Origin of the sequence: Paraburkholderia steynii (assembly GCF_900100565.1) — a bacterium.
GTDB classification, from domain to species: Bacteria; Pseudomonadota; Gammaproteobacteria; order Burkholderiales; family Burkholderiaceae; genus Paraburkholderia; species Paraburkholderia terrae.
In genome coordinates, this window is the sequence record NZ_FNDI01000024.1 from 70,296 (window position 1) to 88,448 (window position 18,153).

Consider the following 18,153-nt stretch of genomic DNA (forward strand, 5'->3'; position numbering starts at 1 on the left):
ATGCCTGAAGAACAGAACCTGGAAGGTAAGACCCTGCTATTGGTTGACGGTTCGAGTTATCTGTACCGGGCCTACCATGCGATGCCTGATTTGCGCGGTCCCGATGGTGCGCCAACGGGAGCGCTCTACGGGATCATCAACATGCTCCGTCGTATGCGCAAGGAGGTTACGGCAGAGTATAGCGCGTGCGTGTTCGATGCCAAAGGCAAGACGTTTCGCGACGACTGGTATCCGCAATACAAGGCGAACCGTCCTTCGATGCCCGACGATCTCTCGAAGCAGATCGAGCCGATTCACGTGGCCGTGCGTTCGCTCGGCTGGCCGCTGTTGATGATCGAAGGCGTCGAGGCCGACGACGTGATCGGCACGCTCGCGAAGCGGGCCGAGGCGCGCGGCATGAACGTGATCGTATCCACTGGGGACAAGGATCTGGCGCAGCTCGTGACGGATCATGTCACCCTCATCAATACGATGACGAACGAGAAGCTCGACCGCGAAGGCGTCGTGGGCAAGTTCGGCGTACCGCCCGAGCGCATCGTCGACTATCTGTCGCTGATCGGCGATACCGTCGACAACGTGCCAGGCGTCGAGAAATGCGGCCCGAAAACCGCGATCAAATGGCTCACGCAATTTGAAACCCTTGATGGCATCGTCGCACACGCCGATGAAATCAAAGGTGCGGTAGGAGACAATCTGCGACGCGCGCTCGATTTCCTGCCGATGGCGCGCAAGCTCGTCACGGTGGATACGGATTGCGATCTGTCGCGACAGGTCAACTCGTTCGAAGAAACGCTCGCTACTCGCCCCGAGTCGCGCGAAGAACTGCGCGACGTGTTTACACGTAGCGGCTTCAAGACGTGGCTGCGCGAAGTGGAAATCGCCGATGCCGTCGAAGGGCCCGAGACGGATGTACCGCCCGCGCCGACCGTCGATGGCGAGCATGAGTACGACACCGTGCAGACGTGGGAGCAGTTCGACGCATGGCTCGACAAGATCAACGCCGCTGAGATCACCTCGTTCGATACCGAAACCACGTCGCTCGATCCGATGACGGCGCAGATCGTCGGCATCTCGATCGCGGTCGAAGCGGGCAAGGCCGCGTACATTCCGCTTGCGCATCGCGGGCCGGATGCACCCGTGCAGTTGCCGCGCGACGAAGTGCTCGCGAAGCTCAAGCCCTGGCTCGAAAGCCGCGACAAGAAGAAGGTCGGCCAGCATCTGAAGTACGACGAGCAGGTGCTCGCGAACTACGGCATCGTGATGGACGGCATCGAGCACGACACGCTGCTGCAGTCGTACGTACTCGAATCGCATCGTCCGCATGATATGGACAACCTCGCGCTGCGTCACCTCGGACTGAAAACGATCAAGTACGAGGACGTCGCGGGCAAGGGCGCATCGCAGATCGGCTTCGACGAAGTCGCGCTCGACAAGGCCGCCGAATACGCAGCCGAAGACGCTGACATCACGTTGCGTCTGCATCAGACGCTGTATCCGCAGGTCGCCGCGGAAGCGCAGCTCGATCACGTGTACCGCAACATCGAAGTGCCGACCTCGCGCGTGCTGCGCAAGATGGAGCGCAACGGCGTCTTGATCGATGCGGAAAAGCTGCGCGTGCAAAGCAACGAGATCGCGACGCGTCTGGTCGAACTCGAAAAACAGGCGTACGAATTCGCAGGCGGTGAATTCAATCTCGGCTCGCCGAAGCAGATCGGCCAGATCTTCTTCGAGAAGCTCGAACTGCCCGTCATCAAGAAGACGCCGAGCGGCGCGCCGTCTACTGACGAAGAGGTGCTGCAGAAACTCGCGGAAGACTATCCGCTGCCAAAGGTCCTGCTCGAACATCGCGGCCTGTCGAAGCTCAAGTCGACTTACACCGACAAGCTGCCGCGCATGGTCAACGCCGCCACGGGCCGCGTGCATACGAACTATGCGCAGGCTGTTGCCGTGACTGGCCGCCTTGCATCGAACGATCCGAATCTGCAGAACATTCCCGTGCGCACGGGCGAAGGCCGCCGCATTCGCGAGGCGTTCATTGCGCCGCCGGGACACAAGCTGGTGTCGGCGGACTACTCGCAGATCGAGTTGCGCATCATGGCGCATATCTCGGGCGACGAAGCGCTGCTGCGTGCGTTCAAGCAGGGCGAGGACATTCACCGCGCCACGGCATCCGAAGTGTTCAGCGTGACGCCGCTCGAAGTGTCGAACGATCAGCGGCGTATTGCGAAGGTTATCAACTTCGGCCTGATCTACGGCATGAGCTCGTTCGGTCTCGCGTCGAATCTCGGCATCACGCGTGACGCGGCGAAGCTGTATATCGACCGCTATTTCGCGCGCTATCCGGGCGTCGCCGCGTACATGGAGAACACGCGGACGAGCGCCAAGATGAAGGGTTATGTCGAAACCGTGTTCGGCCGCCGCCTGTGGCTGCCCGAGATCAACGGCGGCAACGGCCCGCGCCGTCAGGCGGCGGAGCGCGCCGCGATCAACGCGCCGATGCAAGGCACGGCCGCCGATCTGATCAAGATGTCGATGATCGCGGTGCAGAAGTGGATCGAGGAGTCGGGCATCGGCACGCGCATGATCATGCAGGTCCACGATGAACTGATTCTCGAAGTGCCGGACGACGAACTATCCGACGTACGTAAGCGCTTGCCGGAATTGATGTGCGGCGTCGCGCAACTGAAGGTGCCGCTCGTCGCCGACGTGGGCGCGGGCGCAAACTGGGAGGAAGCGCACTAAGCGCACATCGAGGCTTGGGAGGGCACACTGACATGTCAGTCATGCTTTTCATGCCACACTGACACAACATTGTTGCTTCTTCAGGTCAATGGGATAACGTCGCTCGCATGTCACAGTTATGTTTTGACAGGCTTGTGACTTGTCCCATTGCTCGCCGACAATCGACACTACGCGATTACACAGCGGCCGCACGCGCGCCGCATCGACGCACAGCTTTATCGGTCAATACGGAGAGTTCTGATGCATCGTTTTGTCGTCGTAGGTGGAGGCGCGGGAGGCCTGGAGCTGGCGACACGGCTCGGCGATCGCTATGCGCGCCGAAAGAGCGGCGGTGAGCCGCGCGCGCAGGTGAGCCTGGTCGATCGTAATCCGACGCATATCTGGAAGCCCCTGCTGCACGAGGTGGCGGCGGGCAGCATGGACCCGTTCACCCAGGAACTCGAATACGCGGCGCAGGCGCGCTGGCATGGCTTTGAATTCCAGCAGGGCGAACTGGTGGCGCTCGACCGCACGGCTAAGTCCATCAGACTTGGCCGCGTACTCGACGACGACGGCGCCGAACTGCTCCCCGAACGGGTTCTCGAATACGACACGCTGGTGATTGCGATCGGCAGTACGACGCATTTCTTCGGCGTCAAGGGCGCGCCTGAATATTCGCTCGCGCTCGATACCGTTCACCAGGCCGAACGCTTCCGCAAGCGGCTGATCGCCGCCTGCATGCGCGCCGAGCATCAGGCACACGAACCCGTCGAAACGAATCCCGGCACGACGTCGACGGAGCCGCGCATCCAGGTTGCGATCGTCGGCGGCGGCGCGACGGGTGTCGAATTGTCGGCGGAACTGCGCAATACGGCGCAGGTGCTGTCCGCGTATGGGCTGCACAAGCTCGATCCGCGCCACGATGTCGGCATCGTGCTGATCGAGGCCGGGCCGCGCATTCTGCCGGCGCTTCAGGAGCGCGTATCGACGGCCACGTCCGAACTGCTGCAAAAGCTCGGCGTGAAGCTGATGGTCGGCGAGACGGTGGCGGAAGTCGCGCCGGGCGTCGTGCGCACGGCGAGCGGCAAGACGGTGCGCGCCGACCTGACCGTGTGGGCGGCGGGCATCAAGGCGCCAGCCGTGCTGAGCCAGCTCGACGGCCTGCCCGTGAACCGACTTGGTCAGCTCGAAGTGCGTCCCACGTTGCAGACCATGATCGATGACAACGTCTTCGCGCTGGGCGATTGTGCCGCCTGCGCGTGGCCCGGCAACGAACGCAACGTGCCGCCGCGCGCGCAGGCCGCGCATCAGCAGGCGAGCTTCCTGCTGCGCGCGCTCGGCAACCGGCTCGAAGGTCGGCCGCTGCCGGAGTTCACGTATCGCGACTTCGGCTCGCTGGTGTCGCTTGGGCATTTCAGCGCCGTGGGCAATCTGATGGGCGGCGTGATCGGCGGCAACATGCTGATCGAAGGGCTGTTCGCGCGCTTCATGTACATGTCGCTGTACCGGCTGCATATCGCCGCGCTGCACGGCTATGCGCGCATGGTGCTCGATACCTTTGCGCACTGGCTGCGGCGCACCACGCTGCCGCGCGTCAAGCTGCACTGAACCTTCGCTGATCAATATCGATGCTTCTGCAACAGGATGCGCTTTGCGCGTATCCTGTTGGCTCCTTGCCGTCTACCCATTCCAAACGAGGAGCACAGCATGTTGAAGCCAGAAGTCGACAGTCTCGTTCCCCATGTTCCCTTCGACCGGCGCACCTTCATCAAGGCGGCGCTCGGCACTGGCTTCGCGGCGTGCGTGCTGCCCGTGTCCGCGCAGACTATTCATACTGACAGCGAAGGCCTCGAGGCGGGCGAAGTCGGCATCAAATCGGGCGATACGCTGGTGCCCGCCTATCGGGCGCAGCCGAAGGGCAAGACGCATCTGCCCGTGATCATCGTGGTTCATGAGGCATTCGGCGTGCATGAACATATCGCCGATGTCTGCCGGCGCTTCGCCAAGCTCGGCTATCTTGCTATCGCGCCCGACCTCTTCGTGCGGCAGGGCGACCCGAACGCGTATCCGACGATCCAGCAGTTGAACGAGCAGGTTCTCAGCAAGGTGCCCGATTCACAGGCGATGGCAGACCTCGACGCGACCTTCAAATGGGCGGGCGAGCATGGCGGCGACGTGAACAAGGTGGGCATCAACGGCTTCTGCTGGGGCGGGCGCATCGCGTGGCTTTACGCGGAGCACAACCCGCGGCTGAAGGCGGGCGTGGCGTGGTATGGGCGCGTGGTCGGCAATCAGACGCCAATGAACCCTGCCAATCCGATCGACCGCGTGTCCGATCTGCAGGTACCCGTGCTGGGGCTGTATGGTCGGCAGGACCAGAGCATCCCGCAGGAATCGCTCGACAAGATGAAGCAGGCGATCGCGCAGGGGCCGCAGGCGGGGCGCGGCTCGGAGTTCGTCGTGTATGACGACGCGGGGCATGCGTTCTTTGCGGACTATCGGCCGAGCTACAAGCAAGCCGATGCCGAAGATGGCTGGCGCCGCACGCTTGCGTGGTTCAAGGCGCACGGCGTCGGTTGAGTTTTGGCTCGCGTCTGCGCCGCCGGTGGTTGTCGGCAGCGCAGACAAAAAGCGGTTACGGATTCGGTCCCGTCGCCACAGGCCGCGACGTATCCGAGCTCCATTCGCTCCACGATCCCGGGTACAGGGCCGCGCCATGCAGCCCGGCGATTTCCATCGCCAGCGCGTTGTGGCAAGCGGTGACACCCGAGCCGCATTGCAGCACCACATGCTCGGCGGACACGCCCGCGGGAATCACTGCGTTGAAGTCGTCGCGCAGCGTGTGCGCGGACTTGAAGCGGCCGTCCGCCGTCAGGTTGTCCTTGAAGAAGCGGTTGCGCGCGCCCGGAATGTGGCCGCCCACGCGATCCAGCGTTTCGTTCTCGCCGCGATAGCGGTCAGCCGCACGCGCATCGATCACCACGCGTTCCTTCGTGCCGATGTTGCGTTCTACGGCCTGCGCATCGACCGTCACGGCCAGCGGCGCGCCCGCCTTGAAGTCGCCGCTCGACTGAGGCGGCGCGTCCTGTGTCAGCGGGTGGCCGGCTGCTTCCCACGCCTGCAGCCCGCCGTCGAGCAGTGCGGCGGAATCGTGACCCAGCCAGCGCAGCAGCCACCACAGACGCGCGGCGTACATGCCGCCTTGCGCGTCGTACGCGATCACTTGCTGGCCTTGCTTGAGGCCGAGTGCGGCGAGACGCTCGACCAGCTTCTGACGGTCCGGCAACGGATGACGTCCGTTGCTGCCTGTCTTCGGTCCGGACAGATCGCGGTCGAGATGCAGATAGTGCGCTTGCGGCAGATGACCCGCCGCGTAGGCTTTTTCGCCAGAGTCGGTATCGGCGAGATCGAAACGGCAATCGACGATGAACACGCTGCCCGGCGCGGCGGCAAGGCGTTCGGCGAGATTGCCTGCGGAGATCAGCGTGGTGTAGTGAGTGTGTGGCATGACGGCTCCTGAGAGACTGACTTCGGCAGCGCCGAACGATATCTCTAGTCTAAACAAAAATGACGGGCCGAAGCCCGTCATTCCTTGTATGAAGCCGTGGATGCCGCTCGCGGCGGCGCGATCAGACCGTGCCGAGCTCGCGGCGCAGGAACTCGTGGAAGTGCTGCATACCGTCTTCCATCGGGCTCTGATACGGACCGACCTGCGATTCGCCGCGATCCAGCAGCGCGCGGCGGCCGGCGTCCATGCGTTCGGCGATCTCGTCGTCTTCGCGCGCCGTTTCCATATACGCGGCGCGCTCCGCTTCGACGAAATCACGCTCGAACAGCGCGATTTCCTCAGGGTAATAGAACTCGACGACGTTCGTCGTCTTCTGCGGACCGCGCGGAATCAGCCATGACACGACCAGCACATGCGGATACCACTCGACCATGATGCCCGGGTAGTACACCATCCAGATCGCGCCGAACTCGGGCATCTTGCCGTCGCGGTAGCGCAGCACTTCATCGTGCCACTTGCGATACGTCGGGCTGCCCGGACGCGCGAGCTCGTTGTGTACGCCGACCGTCTGCACGCTGTACCAGTCGCCGAACTCCCACTTCAGATCGTCGCAATTGACGAAGCTGCCGAGGCCCGGATGGAACGGCACGACGTGATAGTCCTCCAGATAGACCTCGATGAAGGTCTTCCAGTTGTAGTTGCACTCGTGTACTTCGACGTGATCGAACATATAGTCCGTGAAGTCGAAATGCTTTGCCGTGCCGAGGCGCGCAAGATCTTTCGCGACGTCGCGGCCCTGCGTTTCGAACAGCAGACCGTTCCAGCTTTGCAGCGGAGTGGCGCCGAGATTCAGGCAGGGGTTGTCGGCGAAATGCGGCGCGCCGAGCAACTGGCCGTTCAGGTCGTAGGTCCATCGATGCAGGGGACAGACGATGTTCTCCGTCTGCCCGCGGCCGTTCAGCATGATCGCCTGACGGTGGCGGCACACGTTCGACAGCAGTTCGATCTGCGACTGCTGGTTGCGGACGAGCACGCGCCCCTCGCGTTCGCTGGGCAAGGCAAAATAGTTACCCGCTTCGGGAACCATGAGTTCGTGCCCGACGTAGCGAGGACCTTTCTTGAAAAGGGTTTCGAGTTCGCGCTCGTGGAGCGCCGGGTCAAAGTAAGCCGTGACTGGCAGCTGGCTGTGAATAGCCTTGAGCTGCAATGCATTGCTCAGATTGGACATTCCCACTCCCGATGAAGACGTGAAAGCAGTGAACAACCCAACCATCGAAGATTCGATTTAGGGAGCCCGCGATTATACCCGTTTCCCCCTCCTTGGGGCGCTTAAGTACCTGATTTGGGTTAAAAATGTCGGGGAAGCTAGCGATTTCGCCGTGCAAACGTTGGATTTATTTCTATCGTCCGAAGTGTTGCGCAATGGCCGTGCCGATACCCATTGGTGGGCTCACAGGTCGAAAATCTCGCTTTTGCCGTAGAATGTCCGACTTGTTTTAATTTTGCGACGATTCATGGCGAAGACGGCTTCCACGGACACGGCTGGTTTGTCCCCCACCAGCACCGAAGGTTCCGACAATTCACCGCTGCCCGTGAGCTACGAGGCAGCGCTGGCGGAACTGGAGGGGCTCGTTGGGCGCATGGAGGGCGGCAGCCTCAGTCTGGAAGAGTCGCTTGCGGCTTACCGGCGTGGCGCCGTGCTCGTGGCGTTCTGCCAGCAACAACTCGAAAAGGTGGAGCAGCAGGTGCGCGTCCTCGATGGCGAAACGCTCAAGCCGCTTCCCGTGAACACAGCAGGTACAACCGCTGCCGACAGCGGAGACGATCTATGACCTTCGAACAATGGATGCGCTCGGTGCTGGACCGGGTAGAGGGCGCACTCGAGCAATACTTGCCGGCGGACTCGACCGAGCCCGCCCGGCTGCATGAAGCCATGCGCTATGCCGTGCTGGGCGGCGGCAAGCGGGTGCGCCCGCTGCTGTGCCACGCGGCGGGTGAGCTGACGGGCGCGAAGGCCGAGTGCCTGGACGCGGCGTCGGCGGCGCTGGAGATGATCCACGTCTATTCGCTCGTACACGATGACATGCCCTGCATGGACGACGACGAACTGCGCCGCGGCAAGCCCACGGTACACGTCAAATATGACGAAGCGACGGCACTGCTGGTCGGTGACGCGCTTCAATCGCAAGCTTTCGTTGCGCTGACATCGGATGTGCTCGCACCCGCGCAGCAGGCCGCGCTGGTGCGCGAACTGGCGCTCGCGAGCGGCTCGATCGGCATGGCGGGTGGCCAGGCGATCGATCTGGCGAGCGTCGGTCACACGCTGACGCGCCCGCAGCTCGAAACGATGCACCGGCTGAAGACGGGCGCGTTGCTGCGAGCAGCCGTGCGCATGGGCGCGCTGACAGGCGAGACGCCCGACGCGAAGGCACTGCAGTCGCTGGACGCGTATTCGGCGGCTGTGGGCCTCGCGTTTCAGGTCGTCGACGACATTCTCGACGTCACGACCGATTCCGCGACGCTCGGCAAAACGGCTGGAAAGGACGCGAAGGACGGCAAGCCGACCTACGTGTCGATCATCGGGCTCGACGCTTCGCGCGCGCTGGCTGCGCAGTTGCGCAGCGACGCGCACCAGGCGCTTGCACCTTTTGGCGCCCGCGCGCAGCGGCTCGCCGAGTTGGCTGACCTCGTGGTGAACCGGGTCAGCTGATGTAGCTGTAACGCGAAAGCCCGCCGCCCGCACAAGACTTCTCGGGTGTGCGCGAATGAAGTGCGGGCGCGTAAGTTTTCCTACAATGGAACGACGATGTACGACTTGCTGAAAACCATTGACGACCCCGCGGACCTGCGCCGCCTTGATCGCCGCCAGTTGCAACCGCTTGCCGACGAGTTGCGAGCCTTCGTGCTCGACAGCGTGTCGCAGACGGGCGGCCACCTGTCGTCCAACCTCGGCACGGTCGAACTGACGATCGCGCTGCACTACGTGTTCGACACGCCGCGCGACCGCATCGTCTGGGACGTGGGTCATCAGACCTACCCCCACAAGATTCTGACGGGCCGCCGTGACCAGATGCACTCGCTGCGTCAGTTGGGCGGCATCTCGGGCTTTCCGAAGCGCGACGAGTCGCCGTACGACACGTTCGGCACGGCGCATTCGAGCACGTCGATCTCGGCCGCGCTCGGCATGGCGATCGGCAGCAAGCTGCGCGGCGAAGACGCCTACTCGATCGCGGTGATCGGCGACGGCGCGATGACGGCGGGCATGGCCTTCGAGGCGATGAACAACGCCGGCGTCGAAGACGACGTGCCGCTGCTCGTCATCCTCAACGACAACGACATGTCGATTTCGCCGCCCGTCGGCGCGCTGAATCGCCATCTCGCGCGCCTGATGTCGGGTCGCTTCTACGCGGCCGCGCGCGCCGGTGTCGAACGCGTGCTGCGCCACGCGCCGCCCGTGCTCGACCTCGCACGCAAGCTCGAAGAGCACGCGAAGGGCATGATCGTTCCGGCTACGCTGTTCGAAGAGTTCGGCTTCAATTACATCGGACCGATCGACGGTCACGATCTCGACTCGCTGATCCCGACGCTGCAGAACATCAAGGAACTGCGCGGTCCGCAATTCCTGCACGTCGTGACGAAGAAAGGCCAAGGCTACAAGCTGGCGGAAGCCGACCCGGTTCTGTATCACGGCCCCGGCAAGTTCAACCCGGCCGAAGGCATCAAGCCTTCGACGACGCCCGCCAAGAAGACCTACACGCAAGTGTTCGGCGAATGGCTGTGCGACGCGGCTGAACTCGATTCGCGCGTGGTCGGCATTACGCCGGCGATGCGCGAAGGCTCGGGCATGGTCGAATTCGAAAAGCGTTTCCCGGATCGCTACTACGACGTTGGTATTGCCGAGCAGCACGCCGTCACGTTCGCGGGTGGCCTGGCGACGGAAGGGCTCAAGCCCGTTGTTGCGATCTACTCGACGTTCCTGCAACGCGGGTATGACCAGCTGATTCATGACGTCGCGCTGCAAAATCTGCCCGTTGTGTTCGCAATCGATCGCGCGGGCCTCGTTGGCGCGGACGGCGCGACGCACGCGGGCGCGTACGACCTCGCGTTCCTGCGCTGCATCCCGAACATGACGGTGATGGCGGCGTCGGATGAAAACGAGTGTCGCCAGATGTTGTACACGGCGCTGCAGCAGCCGAACCCGACGGCCGTGCGCTATCCGCGCGGCGCGGGCACGGGCGTCGCGACGGTCAAGCAGATGGCCGCGCTTCCGCTCGGCAAGGGCGAAGTGCGTCGTCAATCGACGCAGCCGGCTGGCAAGCGCATCGCGATTCTCGCGTTCGGCACGATGGTCGCGCCTTCGCTGGCGGCAGCAGAGCAGCTGGACGCGACGGTCGCCAACATGCGCTTCGTGAAGCCGATCGACGCCGATCTGGTGCGCGAGCTGGCCGAGACGCACGACGCCATCGTCACCGTCGAAGAAGGCTGTGTGATGGGCGGCGCGGGCTCGGCGTGCGTGGAAGCCATGATGGAGAGTGGGGTTATCCGACCCGTACTACAATTGGGCCTTCCCGATCGCTTCATCGATCATGGAGATCCGGCGAAGCTGCTGGCGTCGTGTGGGCTGGACGCTGCGGGCATCGCGAAGTCCATCCGCGAGCGATTTGTGGAGCACGCGAGCGGCAAGTCCGTCAAACGCGTCGCTTAACATAGCGGGCCGCCGGAACAAAAAGGCGGCTCGTTGCATCTACTCCAATATGAATCGGCGGGTCGCGTACCCGCCGGGCTCCGCCGGCGCAAGCCGGCGGTTGTCATTTTGCGCGTCGATTCGCGCCGCCAGTGAGGACAAGAACATGAACCAGATGAACCCCGCCTTCGTGATGCCTGACGTGCAGAGCACGGTCGACACCCGCCAGATTCCGATTCAGCGGGTCGGCGTGAAGGCGGTGCGTCATCCGTTGACGGTTCGCACGCCGGACGGCAGCGTGCAGCCGACTATCGGTACGTGGAATCTCGATGTTCATCTGCCTGCCGAGGTGAAGGGCACGCATATGTCGCGGTTCGTCGCGTTGCTTGAAGAGAACAAGACGCCGCTGGATTCGGCTGCGTTCCGCGCGATGCTTGCTTCGATGCTCGAGAAGCTTGAGGCACCTGCGGGCCGTATCGAGGTGTCGTTTCCGTATTTCGTCAACAAGACGGCGCCTGTGTCGGGCGTGCAAAGTCTGCTGGACTACGAAGTGACGTTGACGGCCGATTCGCGCGATGGCGCCGCGCGGTTGTTTCTTAAGGTTCTGGTGCCCGTCACCAGCCTGTGCCCGTGTTCGAAGAAGATCTCGCAGTATGGCGCGCATAACCAGCGCTCGCATGTGACGATTGACGCTGAGTTGATCGACGACGTGCCCGTCGAGGATTTGATCCGTATCGCGGAAGAAGAGGCTTCGTGTGAGTTGTGGGGGCTGCTCAAGCGGCCTGATGAGAAGTTCGTTACCGAGCGTGCTTACGAGAACCCGAAGTTCGTTGAAGACCTGGTGCGCGATGTCGCGCAGCGGTTGAATGCGGATAAGCGGATCGTTGCTTATGTGCTCGAAGCGGAGAACTTCGAGTCTATTCATAATCATTCGGCTTATGCGGTGATTGAGAAGAGGGCTTAAGTTTTTTTGTCTGCGACGCTGGTTGGTTTGCTTGTGTTTGCGCTGGCATCCGCGTTTTGTTAGCTTGCTTCAAGCGTCGCCCCTGTGCGGGGCGGCACCTACTTTTCTTTGCCGCCGCAAAGAAAAGTAGGCAAAAGAAAGCGGCTCACACCGCCAGCCCGTGTTCTTATCCACGGGCCCCCAACGTCCCCACGCTTCACATGACAGTGCCCTGGTCGGTGCTCGTTGCCAACGCTTCGAATGAACGCCTCACCCACTTCAAACACGCGCACAAGAACTAGCGGCAGCGAATGGTACGTGCCGCCCAGGTGGCAAACTGTGTGTAGGTTGTCGCGTCGTCCAGGGTAGCGCTCTTACAGGGTGGAACGCATGCGCTATCGGTTCGAAGTGAGGCATGCGAGGCGCTACGGCCTACACACAGTTTGCCACCTGGGCGGCCGCGGAATATCTGGCACGGCATGATGCAGCGCGGGTGCGTGAAGCGGGTGAGGCGCAGCGCAAGAGCGCTGGCAACGAACGTGGGTCACGTGATTGCCGTGTGAAGCGTAAGACCGGTTGGGGGCCCTCAGGCAAACACAAGAGCTGGCGGTGTGAGCCGCTTTCTTTTGCCTACTTTTCTTTGCGGCGGCAAAGAAAAGTAGGTGCCGCCCCGCACAGGGGCGACGCTTGAAGCAAGCTAACAAAACGCGGATGCCAGCGCAAAGGCCAAAACACCGCCCAACAACGCCCGCGCCGCGAAGTCTCAAAAGCGGATGCCAGCGCAAAGGCCAAAACACCGCCCAACAACACCTGCGCCGCGAAGTCTCAAACACGAATGCCCCCGGCAGGCAAAAAACCTCACCTCGCGAGAGACGCCAAATCCCACCGTGGCTTCACGGTAAAAGCATAGTCATTACCAGCCTGCGCGGGCCAGCGTTCCAACCGAAGCGCGCCGGCGAGCGCAATCATCGCGCCGTTATCAGTGCATAGCGAGAGGTCAGGATAGTGAACATGAAACCCGCGCATCTTCGCGGCCGCCGAGAGAGCCTCACGCAACTGCCGGTTCGCGCCAACACCACCCGCGACAACAAGCCGCTTGAGCTTGGTCTTCTTCAGCGCCGCGAGCGATTTAGCGGCCAGCACATCGACGGCTGCGTCGACGAAACCACGCGCCAGATCAGCCTTAGCCTGCTCGCACACATTGCTGCCAAGCTTTTTGACATGCGTCAGCACGGCCGTCTTCAGCCCGCTGAAGCTGAAATCGAGATCACCGGAATGCAGCATCGGACGGGGCAGCACGACAGCGCCCGGCGTGCCGAACTCCGCGAGCCGCGACACCTCCGGCCCGCCCGGATAACCCAGCCCAAGCAGCTTCGCGGTCTTATCGAAGGCTTCACCGGCGGCGTCGTCGAGCGTCTCGCCGAGCGTCTCGTAGACGCCCACATCCGTGACGCGCATCAGCTGCGTATGACCGCCCGACACGAGCAAGGCAACAAACGGAAACGGCGGCGGCTCGTCGACAAGCAGCGGCGACAGCAAATGCCCTTCCAGATGATGGATGCCGATAGTCGGCTTGTCCCATGCCATCGCCAGCGAATTGGCGATACTCGCGCCGACCAGCAACGCGCCCGCGAGCCCCGGGCCCTGCGTGTAGGCGATCGCGTCGATGTCGCCCCGCGCGGCGCCCGAGCGCTCCAGAACCTCTTCAAGCAGTGGCAGCGCACGCCGGATATGGTCGCGCGAAGCCAGTTCCGGCACCACGCCACCATATTCGCGATGCATCGCGATCTGCGAATGCAGCGCATGCGCGAGCAGCCCACGCTCCGTGTCGTAGAGCGCGAGTCCGGTTTCGTCGCAGGAGCTTTCTATGCCGAGAACGAGCATGATTCGACCGTCGAACGGGCGCCTGACGTGCCGCCCGAAACATCAAAAAAGGAACCTGAAAGTATAGCAGCGCAGGCACGGTGCCGCCGGGCGCCCCCGGCGTGGCGGTTACAATGCAGCCCCATGGAATCCTTCGATATCGCCGTAATCGGCGCGGGCGCGGCGGGCATGATGTGCGCATCGGTGGCGGGGCAGCTCGGCCGGCGCGTCGTGCTGATCGACCACGCGGCGCGGCTCGCCGAGAAAATCCGCATTTCGGGCGGCGGCCGCTGCAACTTCACGAATCTGTACGCCGGGCCGAACAACTATCTGTCGGCGAATCCGCATTTCTGCCGTTCCGCGCTGGCCCGCTACACGCCGCGCGATTTCATCGCGCTCCTCAAGCAGTACCGGGTGACGTGGCACGAGAAGCATAAGGGACAACTCTTCTGCGACCAGTCGAGCGACGCCGTCATCGACGTGCTCAAGAGCGAATGCGACGCGGGCAACATCGCGTGGCGCCGGCCGCTCGCCGTCGAGCAGGTGCGCCACGCCGATTCCGACGGCTTCACGCTGGACACGCGCTCCGGCCCGATCCGCACTCGCGCGCTGGTGATCGCGACGGGCGGCCTGTCGATTCCGAAAATCGGCGCCACCGATTTCGGCTACCGGATCGCGAAGCAGTTCGGCCACAAGCTCATCGACACGCGCCCGGCGCTCGTGCCGCTCACGTTCGCTCCCGCCGACTGGCAACCGTTTGCGGAGCTCTCGGGCGTGTCGCTGGAAGTGCATCTGGCGACGGGCGTGAAGAAAGCGGGCGGCGAGTTCGTCGAGGATCTGCTGCTCACGCATCGCGGTTTGTCGGGCCCGGGCGTGCTGCAGATTTCCAGCTACTGGCAGCCGGGCGAGCCCGTACACGTCAATCTGCTGCCCGAGCAGGACGCCGTCGCCGCGTTGCTGGAGGCGAAAACCGCGACGAAGCGCCAGATCGGCAACCTGCTCGCCGAATGGGTGCCCGCGCGCCTCGCGCATGTCTGGCTGCAGACCCACGGCGTACCCGCCGACGCCCGCCTTGCCGATCTGCCCGACAAGTCGCTGCGCCGGGTCGGCGAGGCGCTGTCGCGCTGGTCGCTCACGCCGAACGGCACCGAAGGCTACAAGAAGGCCGAGGTGACGCGCGGCGGCGTCGACACGCGCGAACTGTCCTCGGCGACGATGATGAGCGCGCGCGTGCCCGGTCTGTATTTCATCGGCGAGGCCGTCGACGTGACGGGGTGGCTGGGCGGCTACAACTTCCAGTGGGCGTGGGCGTCGGGCGTGGCTGCCGGGCAGGCGGCAGCGGAATTCGCGGCCGTCGGGTAGCCCGTAAAAACGGGCGCTGACGCCCGTCAAATGGGGCTTGACACCTTTATACGATTGTGCGAAACAGCTGCTATACTTTCCAATCTTTGCCAAGCTCCGTTATTGAAAGATGACGACGATCCGCTTAAAAGAAAACGAGCCTTTTGAAGTTGCAATGCGCCGCTTCAAGCGCACGATAGAAAAGAACGGGCTGTTGACCGAACTTCGTGCGCGCGAGTTTTACGAGAAGCCGACATCCGAGCGCAAACGAAAGAAAGCAGCGGCAGTGAAGCGCCATTTCAAGCGCCTGCGCAGCCAGCAACTGCCCAAGAAGTTTTACTGATTCAACGTGAAGTCGCGGCGCTCGCCTGGTCTCTTGAGCGATAGCGAAAGCGGCGGCTCACACAAGGTGGCGGCGCGGGAGCATGCCGGCGCTTGCGGTAACCGGCCGCGCATGCGGTCGCTGATGTGGCCGCTCACGCCGGAAGGCGCGACAGGCCGCTTCGGTCCACGCTCCGCAAGGCCGTATCCAGGTGCACGGTTCACCGCGTATTTGGCACTAACCCGCTTGAGGAACGATCCCAAGCGGGTTTTTGCGCTCTGCACCGCGTCTTCACCCGTATTTCAAACCCTCCACGCATTCAGGTGAACGATGAGTCTCAAAGTCCGAATCAACGACGACATGAAAGCAGCGATGCGCGCGCGCGAAACCGAGCGTCTCGGCACGATCCGTCTGCTGCTCGCTGCCATCAAGCAGCGTGAAGTCGACGATCGCGTGGAACTGGATGACGCCGCCGTGACAGCCGTCGTCGACAAGATGATCAAGCAGCGCAAGGACTCGATCGCCCAGTTCGAAACGGCCGGCCGCACCGATCTCGTCGACAAGGAAAAGGCCGAGTTGGACGTGCTCAGCGCCTACATGCCCGCACAGCTGTCGGACGCGGAAGTGGCCGCCGAAGTGCAGGCAGCCGTCGCGCAGGTCGGCGCCGCGGGTCCGCAGGACATGGGTAAGGTGATGGGCGTGCTCAAGCCGAAGCTGGCCGGCAAGGCCGACATGACGGCCGTGTCCGGGCTGGTCAAGGCCGCGCTGTCGAAGTAAGCCTCGTGTCGTTTTCCGCCATGCGCGCCCCGTTCCGGCGCGGCGCGCATGGCCGGGTGCGATTCACACCCTTGCCTCATTCTTTTTAAGGCCGCGTCTGCATTGTGATCCCGCATTCCTTTCTGCAAGACCTGCTGAACCGCGTCGATATCGTCGACGTGGTCGGCCGGTATGTGCAGCTGAAAAAAGGCGGCGCGAACTTCATGGGCCTCTGCCCGTTCCACAACGAGAAGAGCCCTTCGTTCACCGTTAGTCCGACTAAGCAGTTCTACCATTGCTTCGGCTGTGGCGCGCATGGCACGGCCATTGGTTTCCTGATGGAGCACGCGGCGCTTTCCTTTCCGGAAGCCGTCAACGAACTGGCGCAATCCGTCGGTCTGACCGTGCCGCAAGAGCCTTCGCCGATGCGCGGCGGCGTCGGAGCCGGCGGCCCGGGTGGCGGCGAAGGCTATGCGCCCGCCGTCTCGAAGGCCGTGACGACGGCGCTGTCCGACCTCATGTCGACAGCCAACGACTTCTACAAGGCGCAACTGCGCGGCGCGCCGAACGCCATCCAGTACCTGAAAAAGCGCGGCCTGACGGGCGAGATCGCCAAGCGCTTCGGCCTCGGCTACGCGCCCGATGGCTGGCAGAACCTCGAAACGGCATTCCCCAACTATCGGGACGATGCGCTCGTCGAGGCGGGCCTCGTGATCGTCAGCGAGAAGTCGGACGCCCAGGGTCAGAACCGCCGCTACGACCGTTTCCGCGAGCGCGTGATGTTCCCGATCCGCAACGTGAAAGGCCAGGTAATCGGTTTTGGCGGACGCGTGCTGGACGGCGGCGAGCCCAAGTATTTGAATTCGCCCGAAACGCCTTTATTTAACAAAGGCAGCGAGCTGTACGGCCTGTTCGAGGCGCGGCTTGCGATCCGCGAACAGGGTTACGTGCTGGTCGTCGAAGGGTATATGGACGTGGTTGCGCTGGCCCAGTTGGGCTTCGAGAACGCGGTTGCGACGCTCGGCACCGCCTGCACGCCGATTCATGTGCAGAAACTGATGCGGCAGACGGATACGGTGGTGTTCAGCTTCGACGGCGATTCGGCCGGCCGGCGCGCCGCGCGCCGCGCGCTCGACGCCTGCCTGCCGCACGCCGCCGACAACCGCACCATCCGCTTCCTGTTCCTGCCGGCCGAGCACGATCCCGACAGCTATGTCCGCGAATTCGGCACGGATGCCTTCGCGGAGCAGGTGCGCCGCGCGATGCCGCTGTCGCAGTTCCTGTTGAATGAAGTACTGGCGGGCAAGGAACTCGACCAGCCTGAAGGCCGGGCGCGGGCGCTGTTCGACGCCAAGCCGCTGTTGCAGATGCTGCCCGCCAACGCGTTGCGCGCGCAAATCATGCATATGTTCGCGGACCGGCTTGACGTGCCGTTCGAGGAAGTGGCCGCGTTATGCGAAGTCGACGCGCGGATCGCCGCCGTAGCACGCAGCGCGCCTGCCCGCAAAGACCGGCGCAGCGTGACGGGGATCGAGCAGCGGGCGCTGCGCAATCTGGTGATGCACCCGCGCATCGTCGCGGTGCTCGGCGAAGAGGAAGAGCAGGCGCTGCTCACAGTCACGCGGCACGGCGAACTGTTCGAGGAAGTGACGACGCATGCCCGTGGGTTGGGCGACACGGCCGAATTCCAGTTGCTGTCGGACCTGTTGCGAAACGGCGCTAACGCCCCCACCTTCGAGGAAATCTTCCGGGAAATTCTGGACTATGATGAAAACGTTCGGGATCTGCTGTTGAAGAATCCCGAAGACGCGACGGTGGCTGAGGAGCGCCGGGAACACGAGCGCCTCGCCGGGGAAGAATTGAAAGCGGCCATCCTGAAGATGCGTTATGACGCTTATAGCGAGCGGCTGGATCAATTGTCGCGTCAGTCGAGGCACACCCCGGAGGAGTTGCTGGAGTATCAGGAATTGAGCAGGACGTGCGCTGACATGAAGCGTCAGCGCGGGCAGTGAAAG

General features: G+C 63.1%; 14 protein-coding genes. 11 read left to right on the top strand and 3 right to left on the bottom strand.

Annotation, left to right across the window (positions count from 1 at the left end; genetic code table 11):
• The 3 genes from polA (at position 1) to BLT65_RS33290 (ending at position 5,301) form a co-directional block, all read left to right on the top strand.
• Positions 1–2,742 (top strand): DNA polymerase I, encoded by a 2,742-nt coding sequence (gene polA, locus BLT65_RS33280; protein WP_091786220.1) that lies wholly within the window; start codon positions 1–3, stop codon positions 2,740–2,742.
• Positions 2,743–2,982: 240 nt separating this feature from the next.
• Positions 2,983–4,329, top strand: a complete 1,347-nt coding sequence (locus tag BLT65_RS33285) for an NAD(P)/FAD-dependent oxidoreductase (RefSeq protein WP_091786223.1) — start codon at positions 2,983–2,985, stop codon at positions 4,327–4,329.
• Between the two features lie 99 nt (positions 4,330–4,428).
• Entirely contained in the window at positions 4,429–5,301 is an 873-nt protein-coding gene (locus BLT65_RS33290; protein ID WP_091786226.1) for a dienelactone hydrolase family protein, read from the top strand.
• A 55-nt stretch (positions 5,302–5,356) separates the two neighbouring features.
• Here BLT65_RS33290 and BLT65_RS33295 read toward each other — a convergent pair whose 3' ends face one another.
• Positions 5,357–6,229: a sulfurtransferase gene (locus BLT65_RS33295; RefSeq protein ID WP_091786228.1), complete on the bottom strand. Its 873-nt coding sequence runs from the start codon at positions 6,227–6,229 to the stop codon at positions 5,357–5,359.
• 121 nt (positions 6,230–6,350) lie between these two features.
• Positions 6,351–7,457, bottom strand: a complete 1,107-nt coding sequence (locus BLT65_RS33300) for an aromatic ring-hydroxylating oxygenase subunit alpha (RefSeq protein ID WP_042316548.1) — start codon at positions 7,455–7,457, stop codon at positions 6,351–6,353.
• A gap of 286 nt (positions 7,458–7,743) precedes the next feature.
• On the opposite strand from BLT65_RS33300, the gene BLT65_RS33305 reads away from it, so the two are divergent.
• From BLT65_RS33305 to folE2, 4 genes are all read left to right on the top strand, one after another.
• Positions 7,744–8,061 (top strand): exodeoxyribonuclease VII small subunit, encoded by a 318-nt coding sequence (locus tag BLT65_RS33305; RefSeq protein ID WP_167306593.1) that lies wholly within the window; start codon positions 7,744–7,746, stop codon positions 8,059–8,061.
• Complete coding sequence (locus BLT65_RS33310) at positions 8,058–8,939, top strand: polyprenyl synthetase family protein (protein WP_007733037.1); 882 nt, start codon at positions 8,058–8,060, stop codon at positions 8,937–8,939. Before BLT65_RS33305 ends, BLT65_RS33310 begins: the two co-directional genes overlap by 4 nt.
• Positions 8,940–9,035: 96 nt before the next feature.
• Positions 9,036–10,934: a 1-deoxy-D-xylulose-5-phosphate synthase gene (gene dxs / locus BLT65_RS33315; RefSeq protein ID WP_007733035.1), complete on the top strand. Its 1,899-nt coding sequence runs from the start codon at positions 9,036–9,038 to the stop codon at positions 10,932–10,934.
• 145 nt (positions 10,935–11,079) lie between these two features.
• On the top strand, positions 11,080–11,877 hold the full coding sequence (gene folE2, locus BLT65_RS33320; RefSeq protein WP_091786230.1) for a GTP cyclohydrolase FolE2: 798 nt from the start codon (positions 11,080–11,082) through the stop codon (positions 11,875–11,877).
• Positions 11,878–12,714: 837 nt separating this feature from the next.
• Here the strand turns inward: folE2 and tsaD are convergent.
• Entirely contained in the window at positions 12,715–13,740 is a 1,026-nt protein-coding gene (tsaD, locus tag BLT65_RS33325; protein WP_007748297.1) for a tRNA (adenosine(37)-N6)-threonylcarbamoyltransferase complex transferase subunit TsaD, read from the bottom strand.
• A 123-nt stretch (positions 13,741–13,863) separates the two neighbouring features.
• On the opposite strand from tsaD, the gene BLT65_RS33330 reads away from it, so the two are divergent.
• The 4 genes from BLT65_RS33330 to dnaG all read left to right on the top strand — a co-directional run bounded on the left by BLT65_RS33330 (position 13,864) and on the right by dnaG (position 18,150).
• Positions 13,864–15,081, top strand: coding sequence for a BaiN/RdsA family NAD(P)/FAD-dependent oxidoreductase (locus BLT65_RS33330; protein ID WP_091786233.1), 1,218 nt, complete (start codon positions 13,864–13,866; stop codon positions 15,079–15,081).
• Between the two features lie 109 nt (positions 15,082–15,190).
• Positions 15,191–15,403, top strand: coding sequence for a 30S ribosomal protein S21 (gene rpsU, locus BLT65_RS33335; RefSeq protein WP_035997875.1), 213 nt, complete (start codon positions 15,191–15,193; stop codon positions 15,401–15,403).
• Positions 15,404–15,712: 309 nt separating this feature from the next.
• Positions 15,713–16,159, top strand: a complete 447-nt coding sequence (locus BLT65_RS33340) for a GatB/YqeY domain-containing protein (RefSeq protein WP_091786236.1) — start codon at positions 15,713–15,715, stop codon at positions 16,157–16,159.
• A 104-nt stretch (positions 16,160–16,263) separates the two neighbouring features.
• Positions 16,264–18,150, top strand: coding sequence for a DNA primase (gene dnaG, locus BLT65_RS33345; protein WP_042310035.1), 1,887 nt, complete (start codon positions 16,264–16,266; stop codon positions 18,148–18,150).
• Positions 18,151–18,153: the final 3 nt, after the last annotated feature.